The 12,641-nt window shown below is 42.9% G+C and carries 9 protein-coding genes and 1 other RNA gene; 2 read left to right on the plus strand and 8 right to left on the minus strand.

Annotation, left to right across the window (positions count from 1 at the left end; translation table 11 throughout):
* Positions 1-61: 61 nt before the first annotated feature.
* Complete coding sequence (locus tag AC0VYA_RS15150) at positions 62-2,962, minus strand: TonB-dependent receptor domain-containing protein (protein WP_473475113.1); 2,901 nt, start codon at positions 2,960-2,962, stop codon at positions 62-64.
* Positions 2,963-3,456: 494 nt separating this feature from the next.
* On the opposite strand from AC0VYA_RS15150, the gene AC0VYA_RS15155 reads away from it, so the two are divergent.
* Complete coding sequence (locus AC0VYA_RS15155; protein WP_475488830.1) at positions 3,457-3,723, plus strand: late competence development ComFB family protein; 267 nt, start codon at positions 3,457-3,459, stop codon at positions 3,721-3,723.
* 24 nt (positions 3,724-3,747) lie between these two features.
* On the opposite strand, the gene ffs is transcribed toward AC0VYA_RS15155, so the two are convergent.
* Positions 3,748-3,844, minus strand: an RNA gene (gene ffs / locus AC0VYA_RS15160) — signal recognition particle sRNA small type.
* A gap of 119 nt (positions 3,845-3,963) precedes the next feature.
* Complete coding sequence (locus AC0VYA_RS15165) at positions 3,964-5,013, minus strand: Glu/Leu/Phe/Val dehydrogenase dimerization domain-containing protein (RefSeq protein WP_475488831.1); 1,050 nt, start codon at positions 5,011-5,013, stop codon at positions 3,964-3,966.
* Positions 5,014-5,238: 225 nt separating this feature from the next.
* Between AC0VYA_RS15165 and AC0VYA_RS15170 the strand changes: the two genes are divergently transcribed.
* Complete coding sequence (locus AC0VYA_RS15170) at positions 5,239-5,706, plus strand: Lrp/AsnC family transcriptional regulator (protein ID WP_041714501.1); 468 nt, start codon at positions 5,239-5,241, stop codon at positions 5,704-5,706.
* A 131-nt stretch (positions 5,707-5,837) separates the two neighbouring features.
* Here the strand turns inward: AC0VYA_RS15170 and hppD are convergent, their stop codons facing one another.
* The 5 genes from hppD to AC0VYA_RS15195 form a co-directional block, all read right to left on the minus strand.
* Positions 5,838-6,920: a 4-hydroxyphenylpyruvate dioxygenase gene (gene hppD / locus AC0VYA_RS15175; RefSeq protein ID WP_475488832.1), complete on the minus strand. Its 1,083-nt coding sequence runs from the start codon at positions 6,918-6,920 to the stop codon at positions 5,838-5,840.
* Positions 6,921-7,123: 203 nt separating this feature from the next.
* Entirely contained in the window at positions 7,124-8,680 is a 1,557-nt protein-coding gene (gene tyrR, locus AC0VYA_RS15180; protein ID WP_475488833.1) for a transcriptional regulator TyrR, read from the minus strand.
* 132 nt (positions 8,681-8,812) lie between these two features.
* Positions 8,813-9,613 (minus strand): phenylalanine 4-monooxygenase, encoded by an 801-nt coding sequence (gene phhA / locus AC0VYA_RS15185; protein WP_473475120.1) that lies wholly within the window; start codon positions 9,611-9,613, stop codon positions 8,813-8,815.
* A gap of 426 nt (positions 9,614-10,039) precedes the next feature.
* On the minus strand, positions 10,040-11,116 hold the full coding sequence (locus tag AC0VYA_RS15190; RefSeq protein WP_475488834.1) for a YcjF family protein: 1,077 nt from the start codon (positions 11,114-11,116) through the stop codon (positions 10,040-10,042).
* The gene (locus AC0VYA_RS15195) at positions 11,113-12,537 is read right to left on the minus strand and encodes a YcjX family GTP-binding protein (protein ID WP_475488835.1); all 1,425 of its coding nucleotides are present in this window, start codon (positions 12,535-12,537) and stop codon (positions 11,113-11,115) included. Before AC0VYA_RS15195 ends, AC0VYA_RS15190 begins: the two co-directional genes overlap by 4 nt.
* Positions 12,538-12,641 lie beyond the last annotated feature (104 nt).

Raw genomic sequence — 12,641 nt, forward strand, 5'->3', positions numbered from 1 at the left:
ATTTAAAATGTCAAAAAAAAGGTCGGCATATAAGCCGACCTTTTAAACGATAAATCAGTAATTAGAACGTTACTGTAACGCCACCGAATACATAACGACCTAAAGCATCGTAGAATCCAGGGAAAGTATTACCATTGCCCGTACCAGAAGGGGCGTTAACAATGATAGGTGGATCGCGGTCTAAAATGTTATTCACACCAACACGTAAATTAACATTCTCATGCGCTTGCCAGTTAGCACTCAAATCAAGATAGTTTTGAGCATCAATTTTACCTGGACCATCTTCTTGGCCAACACCTTCGTACTCATTGACTTCAGACATATGTCTCCAAGTAGCCGTCACATTCACGTCCCAAGGTGAAACCCAAGTCGCTTTCAAATTATGACGCCATTCTGGGGTCGGCTGTCCACATACAGTACGGTCCCAGTAGCCAGCACACTCGTCGATGTCGCCACCAGGAATTGATTGTGTAGCTAATGAATCAAGTAATGTCGCGATAAAGCCAAGTCTAAGCTCACCACCTTCACCTAAGTCCATCTCGTAGTTAGCGTCAAAGTCAACGCCTTCCGTTTTCAAGTAACCGATGTTCAAATCAGTAGCTGTGATAGACGAAGTACCAACCCACAAATTACCGTTAGGTCCACGATTGATTAAATCACAGTACGCGGAGTTACCGGTATCACCACATAACTGAAGTATAGTTGTTTCAGGTATTGATGAGATGGCATCTTTAACTTCAATTTTGAAGTAATCGACGTTAAGTGTGAAACCTGGTAAGAAATCAGGCGATAAAGCGACACCGAAGGAGAACGTATCTGATTCTTCTGGGTTCACTTCAGTGTTACCACCAGTGATACTGTTATACTGGCCAGCAGGGCTTTCTAAAGCACTCGTTTGATACTGCGCCTCTGTAAGGCCGGTATTTAGACACTGGGCCAATGTAAAGTCTCCGTCTACTCCACATGGATCAATATCCATGTTGAACAAACCTAGAGAAGAAGGACGGAACAACTCACGTATATTACCGGCTCTTACGGCACGTTGGAAGCTGGCTCTAACGCGTGCTTGGTCGTTAATCCCCCAGTTCATTGCGTATTTGTAAGTATTCGTTGTTTTATCAGTCGAATAATCAGAATAACGATATGCAAGTTCTAATGTTAGTTCTTCAGCAAACTCTTTTCCTTCTAATAAAGGAACGTTTAATTCACCGAAAATTTCTTTAACGCTGAAGTCACCACGAACACCTGCAGTCGGTCCACCTTGACCTGCGCCGTCACCAGATGTGAACCCAAAATCGGGTTCAAGAATAAGTTGTTCTTTACGATATTCAAAACCAGCTACAACACCAACACCCGTTGATGTGCCCGGAACAACAATGCCTGAGTCAGTCAAATCACCCGTTACATAACCACTCACTTGCGTTGATTTAGTATCACCGCGAGAGTAAAGAGGCTTAATTAAATAGGCTAATGCCTCGTCTGTGACTCCGCCTTCACTGAAAATATTCCACGTTACACAGCTAGGATCGCTCCCATCTAGGACTGATGCACACACAATGTCGCCTGAATCAGGATCAATTCGAGCGTCTAACGCTTTTTTCATATGATCAACAGATAGTTCATTACGGTACGTTTCGAGGTAAGAAACTGTTCCGTAATTAGCAAATACGTCATAGGACCAGTTGTCATCGATAATACCGCGAACACCTAGTACCCCACGTAATGAAGTATGGCGAAGATCATCTTGACGAGGGCCGCCTTCAACATTACGACGGCCAATATAAAAGCCTTCATAATAATCTTCATCAGTTAAACCTGCAGCACCACATGTTAGATCGAATTGAGAATCTGAAAGATACGGGTTACCACAAAATAATCGATCTGTACTGAAGAAGTTACCAGATGGAGCGATTTGCGCAACGCTGCGATCATCCATGTAACTTAGTTCAGCATAGACTTCTGCATGCTCATTAATTTCATAATGACCAGTAGCGCCAAACGTCTTACGCTCATCTGGGCGTTGGAAGTAGTTTAAAGGACCATAGTTATACAGGTCAGTAAACGGCACAAACTCTTCGCCGCTTAATTGATAGTTAAATGTGTCAAAATCGGTAAAACGACCTAAAGGAGTAGTACTTGAACCACCACACCCCATTGCATCTGGTGAGCCATTTATTGCACATGAACTGTAATCTCGTGATGACTGAACCACGGCCTGAATATCTCGGAAAGTACCGTACATGGTAACGTTTCCTCGTCCATCAGCTGTATTAGCACCAAACAAGAATGAGAAGTCGTTCGCATTACCATCATCAACGCTGCCGCTGGCAACTGGGAAACCCGAGCCTGATACCAGGTCTTGAATGCCAGAGTTATCATTGTCGTGTTGGTAAAAACTATGTTGATAATCAAAGGAGAAACCTTCGAAGTCATCTTTGAGAATAAAGTTAACTACGCCAGCAACCGCGTCTGAGCCGTAAGTAGCAGAAGAACCACCTGTCAGTACTTCGATACGTTCAATTAGTGCAGCTGGAATTTGGTTAACATCCGCGCTGATACCACCAGCAGAAGGTGACCCAGATGGTAAACGACGACCGTTTTGTAGAACGAGTGTACGCTCAGGACCAAGGTTACGTAAATCAATAGTAGCAGTACCGGTAGCCCCGTTAGCTGTACCTGAAGTTTGTCCAGCAAACACTGCTGGCATATCATTTAAGATATCTTCTACGCGAGTAATACCACTTACTTTGATATCAGCAGCTGAAATTTCAGTAACTGGGCTTGCACTAACCATATTGGCGCGCTGAATCCGAGAACCTGTTACTTGAATTTTTTCGATTGAAGCTTGATCAGTATCACTAGCTGTTTCCTGTGCGTAAACATTACTAGATGAAATAGCTGCAACTGTACCAACAGCCATAGCAAGACGAATCGACTTCGTCAACTTTGAGTTTGTAAACATGTATGTCTCCCTGGACCACTATATGTGTTTAGTGTTTATTCGCTAATGCGATTTTTTATTAAATAAAGGTAGTGAACCTCATCTGAATAGTATCCAAACAAACTTGCCTAGGTCAATGCTTTAGAACATCTAATACTCAAAAGTTATGAATGAAATACCAATATAGGGCGGTAAAAGTAAATTTATATTTACAATACATGACGTTTAACCTGTTCTCCCGACACTTATATAACTAGGAATGCACGTCCAAGACTCAATTTGGTAAGCGATGTTAAAAATAATTTGAAGTTTAGCTGGAGAAAGGCATCAAAGTAAAAGAGACAGCATTTATTCATCTAGGCGATTAAACGTTTTATTGGGAGGTGGAAAGTGTAAGTCTCTGAAACAAAGACTTTCATATTTTTCGTGTTGCTTTATGCTGACTTTGTTCTGACACGCACCTGAACTAGAAAGTGCGCGCGATCAATTATTTAAGCAACACAGGAACAATTAGGATGAAGCTTGATGATGACATACATAATTATTACGAACACTTGGTGCTTGAACACATTGCAAAGTTAAAGTTGCCTTTGTCCCAGGACGAGGACTACTTAGCAGATTTATGTTGTTTAGCACTGAACCAGCTGCCACCTAGGTATATACGTTACGAAGTAGACATGTCTTTTTATTTGGCGCAGAGCGAACGTCAGCAAATGGAGATGAATACACAGGACGCCGTGAATAAAGCCATTCAATTCTTAGATAAGAAAGACAATAAATAAGTTGATGCGGGGAATTGGGTGGCGGTTCTCCAGCCACATTCCGGCACATGAGTCGTCTGCTGCGGCTGCTCCCTTCCAGGCCTGACCGAGTTCACAGAGTATCATTGCGGAGGGACCAAAGAACCACCATAGAAACTTGCCTAAATGAGATAAAGTTGCTCTACATCAGTTAGGCGGCGCATTATGACAAAACTAGATTTAGATGCAAGCCACATCCTTGATATAAGGACTTTTTTGCCACTATTTTTTGAATTTTTCTTCTGCAATAGTGTTAGCGACCCTATTAGTGGCTAAGTTTTGTTCATCGGCACGTGTATATACTTCCATTAGTGTTGCGCCAATTTTTTCCAAGTGCGTTTTTAAAGCTTCATTAGAACTCAACATCTTTTGATGGTAAATATCGATGATCCCTCCAGCATTAATAACGTAGTCAGGGGCATACAAGATCCCTTTATCTTTAAGCAATTCACCTAAATCTTCCGACGCCAATTGATTATTTGCGGCTCCTGCAATGACCTTTGCTTTTAGCGTATTAATCGACTGACGGTTAATAGTAGCGCCCATTGCACAAGGGGCTACTACATCCACATCTAACGTAAGAATTTCATCGGGTGATACTATAGTCGCATTTAATTTTTCTTTCGCTCGATTTACCCCTTCAGGGTAAATATCAGCAACAAATAGTTCCGCCCCCTCCCGGTGCAAGTGTTCCGCAAGCCTGTACCCAACATGCCCTAGTCCCTGAATAGCGACTTTCTTACCCTGTAAATCTGAGCCAAAGTGATATTTAACAGACGCTTTAACACCTGTGAATACGCCATAAGCTGTTGAGGGCGCGGGATTTCCGTCTGCTTCCTCTCCTGCAAAATGGTAGGTGGCTTTGGTACCTGAAACATGTGTCGTTTCCTCAGCCATGATTTGTAGATCAGCGACTGACATGCCCGAATCTTCTGCACTGATGTATTTACCACTTAAGCTTTCCACAAAGCGGCCCATAGCACGCATCATATCAGCTGTTTTATGCTCGCGAGGGTCCCCAAGAATAACGGCTTTACCGCCACCCTGGTTTAGATTGGCCATTGCCGCTTTATAGGTCATGCCTTTTGACAATCTGAGCACATCGTTCAGTGCCTCATCCGAATTAGCATATGGCCACATCCTACAGCCACCAAGAGCAGGACCTAAATGGCTATTGTGCACAGCAATAATAGCTTTTAAACCGGTCTTTTTATCGTGGCAGAAAGCGACGTGCTCGTGTTCATCAAATTCGATATGGTCAAAAACAGACATTCTAATAGTACTCTGAGTAAGGTTAACGAAACTTGTCGCTATACTAGCGCAAATCAAAGAGGACATGCCTTGCGATGTTAATGTGACAGAATTACTACCTTGCAACAGTGGTCATTATCCGGTAGTTAATATAGGATATATATCCTAATATTCGTGCTTGAAAATGATAGAAATATTCAGCATGCTAGCCGCGAATTTTACTTCGCTAAAAATTGAAAATTAATGATGAAATTGGACAAGTTCGACCGCGAAATTTTAAGAGTAATGCAAAAAGATGCCACCGTTTCTATGGCTGAGTTAAGTCAAAAAGTTGGACTTTCCCATACTCCATGTTGGCGCCGAGTTAAAAGAATGGAAGCTGACGGCATTATTTTGCAAAAAGTGACTTTACTCAACAGCAAAAAACTCAACCTGGGTGTATCTGTATTTATATACGTGACGCTGAAAAATCACGATGGTGAATCATTAAATGATTTCGAAAAAGCGGTACAAAATATAGATGAAATAGTTGAGTGTCACACCACCAGTGGTGATAAAGATTATTTATTAAAAGTGATTGTCGAGAGCATCGAAGAATACGAACACTTACTCAAGTCTACATTGACTCATCTACCTTTAGTGGATCACCTCAGTTCAACCTTTGCTTTAAAGCAAGTGAAAAACACCACTGAGTTACCGATCAAACAGCAGTAACATGGGAAGTAATGAAGCAGGTTAAGCCTGCTTCATTACTAGTTTAAACATTAGCTCACACAGACATATCAACTTAAAATTAAACTGGCATATTGCGAACTGCGGCGCCAATGACTATTAGCCTTATTTGATTAACGATCTTGATCGATAACACCGCGACGTATCTGGTCTTGCTCAATCGATTCAAATAGCGCTTTGAAGTTCCCTTCCCCGAACCCCTCGTTCCCTTTTCTCTGAATTATCTCAAAAAAAACAGGTCCGATAACCGTATCAGTGAAAATCTGCAGCAAAATGCCGTCTCTCATTGGTGCGCCATCAATTAAGAGTTTTAAGCTTTGTAGGTCAGCCAAGTTCTCACCGTGTCCAGCAACGCGAGCGTCAACGCCTTCATAATAGGTGTCGGGAGTATCCATAAAGTTTACACCTACATTGCGTAAGGTTTTAACCGTCTGATAAATATCATTAGTACAGAACGCGATATGCTGAATACCCTCTCCATTGTACTCACGAATAAACTCTTCAATTTGGGATTTATCGTCAGAAGATTCGTTTATTGGAATACGAATTTTTCCGCAAGGCGATGTCATAGCCTTGCTTACCAGACCGGTTAATTTCCCTTCGATATCAAAATGACGAACTTCTCTAAAATTACCTAACCGTTCATAGAAGTTTGCCCACACTACCATGTTGCCGCGTTTCACATTGTGCGTTAGGTGATCCAGAGTCAAAAGACCAGCGTCACACTCTTTCATCTTCTCACGCCAGTTGGGGTAAAAGCGAAAATCCACCTCATAAATAGAATCATCACCATAGCGATCAACAAAGTAAAGTGTACTCTCGCCTATGCCATAGACCGCAGGAATATTCAGCTCCATAGATCCTAAGTTCCCAACAAATGCTTTTGCGCCGTTATCAAGCGCGTGTTCGAACGCTACCTTGCCGTCTTTTACTCTAAATGCCATACCGCACACACTAGGACCGCGCAACCTAGCGAACTCCTGTGCTTGCGAAGCAGGTTCAGCATTAATAATGAAGTTAATGTCTCCCTGCTTATACAACCAAACACGCTTTGATCTGTGTTTTGCTACCTCAGCAAACCCTAAAGAGCTAAACAAATCAGCTAAATCCTTTATTCCTTTTTCATCGGCTGCGGTATATTCGACGAATTCGAAACCATCGGTATTTAATGGATTGTAGTGCGTATCTGAACACATAATTTTCTCGTTATTGTTTGTCGATAAGGCACTAATAGAGCGTAAAAACGAAGTGGTGAATAGAGGAAAAAAGTGATCAGTTAAAACAAACGAAACGAACAAAAAGTAACATAAACTTTACATTACATTTTTTGCTCGCTTCAAGCGGTCAGAATCGCCAATATTGAGTATGAGCTTGTCAGCTTAACGCTACAGAGTTGTAGTTATATCTTTACGGACTTTTTATTTATTCCATAATCACGAAGCTTATTCGCAATAGCGGTATGACTAAGACCCAGTTTTTTTGCTAAAAGCCTTGAGCTGGGGTAACTCGGGTATAGCCGCTGTAAAATACTTTTTTCAAAGCGTTTTACTTCTTCGTCTAAACTACCATCGAAGTCTTCGGTCACAAAACTCATGGCATTGGTACTCGAAGGGATTTGAATATGCTCCTTTCCAAGCTCATTGCCTTCCAGCAAAGAGACCGCCCGATAGAGCACATTCTCTAATTGACGCACATTGCCAAACCAAGGATAAGCTTGAATATAATCGACACAGGATTTGGTTAACTTAGGGACTTTACGACCCAGCGTCAGGCTGTGCTGCTTCAGAAAGGTTTCCGCTAGAGGAATGATGTCCATTTTACGTTCACGCAATGGCGGAATACCCAAACTGAGCACATTTAAACGGTAATATAGGTCTTCTCGAAAACGTCCCTCCTGGACTAACTGAGCGAGGTCTTTTTGCGTTGTGCAAATAAACCTGACATCTACTTTTACTTCTTTAGTATCTCCAACGCGCCTAAACTTTCCATCTTGAAGCACGCGTAACAACTTCGCTTGTAGTTGAGGCGACATATCTCCGACTTCATCAAGGAATAAACTTCCACCCTGTGCAAGTTCAAGTAATCCTTCTTTCCCTGTACTTTGCCCGAAGGCGCCGGCGGCATATCCAAATAGCTCAGTTTCAGCTACGTTGTCAGGCAGTGAAGCACAATTTAACACTAAAAAACTGGCGTCTTTTCTTCGACTTGCTTCGTGACAGGCATGGGCGATTAACTCTTTGCCTGTGCCTGTTTCGCCGTATAATATAATGGGGCCATCAAGCTCAGCCATCCGCTTAGCCTCACGAACCACTTTTTTCATCACTTTGCTCGAGGCTTGAATCGACATAAAACTGTCAAGTGACGCCTCGTGAAATACGGTTAATTGCTGGCCTAGGCGCTGTTCTGACTTAAGCATAAATACTGCTCCTGCTAAAATAGGGTCGCCTCCAGAATCAGGCACCATAACGGGTAAGATATCGGCTAAGTAATTTTGCTCAATGAAGCGTACCTTCTGCGTAAGGCTGGCAATTTTCTTACTTTCTAACCAGCGCAGTGTATTGAACCCTTTCACTAACTCATCGATATCAACACCGATCAGTGCTTCACGCTCGGTTTCTAAACTCGCTGTAACCGCATCATTAATAAGCAAAATCCGCCCTTTGGTATCAACGGAAAACACAGGGTCTGGTAAGGTTTGTAGAAGTGCGCGTAACTGATTTTGCTCCCGTTCGAGGGGCATAAAAGGAATAGTTTTCACATCATCGATACCTGCTATCTTTCTAATTTTTGGCATCAGATGTTGGAAGTGCTCGAAATCCATATTTGGAAAACTTAGGTAAATTTTACCCATTTCATTGATTTCAATACCGCGTAAGTCGACCTCATGACTGACCAAAATATCGAGGACATCTTGCGTGATCCCCAGACGGTCCTGACAGCTTATTTCCAGACGCATAGCAATTCTTAATTTTAATTAATGTAAAGATAATATTACACAAAGTCACGCAGCAACACACCACATAAAACTATCCAGATGTGTCTTTAGGTGAGTAAATTCTCTGCAGATTGTTACGAAATGTAAGTGTTGCTAGCTAGTCACGCTACTCTTTTGCTCAAACATAGCGGGATATAAACCTAATTGCCGTCCCTGCTCTACTAACGCCATAATATCTGAGTTAGCTAAATCAAATAGTGATGAAAGCGAGTCGATGACAAAATATATAGGTTGAATAATATCAATACGATAAGGCGTACGCATCACCACGAGTGGGTTCATTTCACGACGCTCCGCGCTGGCATTTTCTAGCGCGAAGCGAGTCTCTTTAGGTGAGGATAAAATTCCCCCACCATAGATACGCATTCCTTCATCAGTATTCACTAAACCAAATTCCACAGTAAACCAATAAAGGCGCGCTAGATATTGGCGCTCTTTTGGCGAGGCGGCATATCCGAGTTTGCCATAGGTATGGGTAAAATGAGCAAAATCAGGGTTGGTAAGTAACGGACAGTGACCAAATATTTCATGAAAAACATCTGGCTCTTGTAAGTAATCAAATTCCTCTTCATTGCGGATAAATGTCGCGACAGGGAATTGCTTATTGGCCAGTAATTTAAAAAACGAATCGAAGTTAATTAAGGCTGAAACTTGAACGACCTGCCACCCGGTAGTCTCTGCCAGTACGGCATTAACCTCTGCCAGTTGCGGCACGCGATCCTCAGGTAAATTAAGTAACGCTAAGCCTTGCAAGTATTCATCACAGGCACGTCCGTTTAGCAGGCCTTTTTGCTGATGAAACAGGCGCTGCCACCTTTTATTTTCAGAGTCACTCCAATGAACAACACCGTTTGCATCAGGATCATGTGAGATATATTGAGATTGCTTAGTCATAATAACAAAACTGCCATATTTGAGTCATTCTTCGCACGAAGTCTACCCAAAACTGACTAAATCAGAAGACACAAGCTAGCAACAATAAAATTACAAAATGTAAACATTAAGCTACAAAACAGTATTGTCCATACTCTAAAGAAAAGTAGATCTGTTTTAACTTATCAGTGCGAATTTCGGCTTATATGGAGGCTAGGTTAATCTCAAGACAAACCTGCAGATTTTATGGTTAGGGGGTATAAAAAAGAGTAAAGCACACCAATGGCGCCTTAGATAACACTAGTGCACAACTCATACTGCGCTGGATGCTTTTGAAGCAACGCCACTCACTTATACATACTCCATACAAACTCACCTTCCGTAAATGGCTTACGGGCTGCAGCGGTGCATCACAGTACAGGTCCACAATCCTTAAATAAAAAGCCCTTATTTCAGCTGCTTATGCAAATCTGTCAATATTTTCTTACTTAACTGATTCAAACCTGGTCGCTTCACTGACAGCCAAGGTAAAGGCCTACAACTATGGATTGCATTTAAACCAATTCTGGCGGTTAGTACCCCCGCCCCCATTCCTTGGGCGATACGAGTGGACAGCTTGCCAGTAATACTTGCCCCAAGGGCGTAATTGCCTGCGTCAGAGATGATTTCAGCAGCACCTGCGTAAAGCATATTTTTAAACACTTGCCGAATCAAAGCGATGCGTCCCCAATACCCTAAGTGTACACCGTACACTTCACTCACCTGTTGCATCATGCGAATATTCCGCCACAGCACAATTGCCATATCCACCAGCGCAAACGGACTCACTGCAATCATCACGCTTGATGCGCCTGCGTTACGCATCACCTTAGCCAGTGCAGCTTGATCCACCTTGGTGATGACTTGTTGTTCAAACAAGCTCAATACTTCAGTGTCGGTATGGTGCTCATCAATGCTCTTTTGCCACAACGCTACCTCGTTTTCGTAGCCTGCTGGCAGCGTGTTAGCAATGTCTAAACAATGTTGTTTAGCCAGCCCTATTGCGGGTGTCGCGTAAAGCTCCAAAGAGGTTTGGCGGGAAGCGCTTTGTCTTTTAAGGCGCTTTAAGCCACGCCACTCACTGTACAAAGCAGCAAATACTAACGCTAATATGGACACACCAACGGCCAACCAGATGCCACTAAGCCAATCTTCGCTTAGATACATATCGCGTATAAAAAGGCCTATCTCTACAAAGCTTGCAAGCAGCACAACCACGCTTAGCATAGTGAAAAACGTTACCAACCATCGTTTACGTTTAGGCGTGTTTTCATCAACATCATTATCATGCGTAGCTTCAAATTCATACTCATCTTGAGCCAAAGCCTGCCAATTTGCAGCAGGATCGATAGTGGCGGCGCGTCGAATAGGTTCGAGTGGAACCTCTTCAGAATGGGAGGGTAAAAGTACCTTGGACTTGATATTCGCAGGGCCTTCCTTACCTTCAACCTCTGGTTTGTCAATATTGTTGTCAAGCGTACTCATCGTATTTTATCTCCAAGAATAAACTCTAGGACTCTGTCCATTCTGATATGCGGCAATGCATGATTTTCTTCTCTGACGGGCGGTGCGAAGCGGGGAAAATCAAACCCCTGCTGACGCCAAAATTGACTGTCCGGGCACTTTGCTGGTACATCCCCTGGAAACAAACGAATAGGTTTTCCGTCAGCATCTGCGCCTTGCAAAATCTGAATGTCTTGCCCCGCATGCTCAGCTCTGCCAGCACGTGACGCCCGAATAGCGGCTATTGCTGTAGATTCTGTGGATACACCATCGAATTGCATTTGTTTTCTTGCATTGTGTAGCATGGAGTCCAACAATTTCACCAAGTTACTTTGCTGATCAGGGGTGACATGATCAGCTTTGCTTGCGGCAAAAATGAGTTTATCAATTTTTGGCGTGAACAAACGTGATAATAAATTCGATTTTCCATAGGAAAAACTGGTTAGCAGCCAATTCAATGCGCGCTGCAAATCGTCAAAATGCGCTTTGCCATTATTTAACGCAGATAAACAATCTACCAATACAACTTGGCGATCGAAGCGTTTAAAATGCTCTACATAAAACGGTTTAACGACTTGCTCTTGATAGTGTTCATAGCGTCTGAAAAGTAAGTCTTGATTGCTGCCCTTTCGCTTACGATTTTTTGCTAGTTGTTCAATCTGTGGTGCTGATAATGGGAAAAAGTCCAACACTGGTGCACCAGCCAACTCACCCGGCAGAATAAAACGCCCAGGTTGCAGCAGTTGAAACCCAGCATTGCGACACTTATGCAGATAATCAGTATACAGTTTGGCAACGTGCTTTAGGCCGAGCTCATCTCCCTCCGCGTCTAAATCGAGTGTATCTCTGGCTATCAGAAAATCGCTGGCCAGTGCTTGACGCTCCAGTGACTGAAGCTCCGATTCACAATATTCTGACCATGCTAAAAAATCCATTTCCAATAAAGGTAAGTCGAGCAACCATTCGCCCGGATAATCAGTAATATCAAGTGTGAGCTTAGTATCTTCACTTATGTAACGGGATAGGCCAGAGTCTTTGCGATAACGAATGTGTAGCCTCACTTGACTGATGCCAGTCGTTGACTCAGGCCAAGTCGGCGGCGAAGTATTCAGCGCTTGCATCGCTTGCTCATAGGCAAAACGTTTTAAACTAAGATTGGGTTGCGCTTCCCGCTTTACCCCAATCAAGCGCTCTTCTCTCACCACTGAGAAAAAGGCTAATTCAGCCGTTTCATTTGCTTCTAATAGCTGGTTAACAATCGAGGTTATGAACGCTGTTTTGCCACTGCCACTCAAACCGGTCACGGCAAGATTAAGATGCCTATCGGCGATACGTGCCCCAGTCACTTTCACGTTATGCTTCACTTTCTCGATTAAGTGGCTGGTATTTAACAGTTTTTTCATTTCGACATCCTATTAAACTAATGAACGGTCTTGAGCACAGAGCAATCACACAGAGTAAGTCATTCGATATGGAGGCAAGAGGTCAAATTGAAAGGGTATCGGCC

The organism is Paraglaciecola sp. QJM3NY_14 (genome assembly GCF_056173245.1).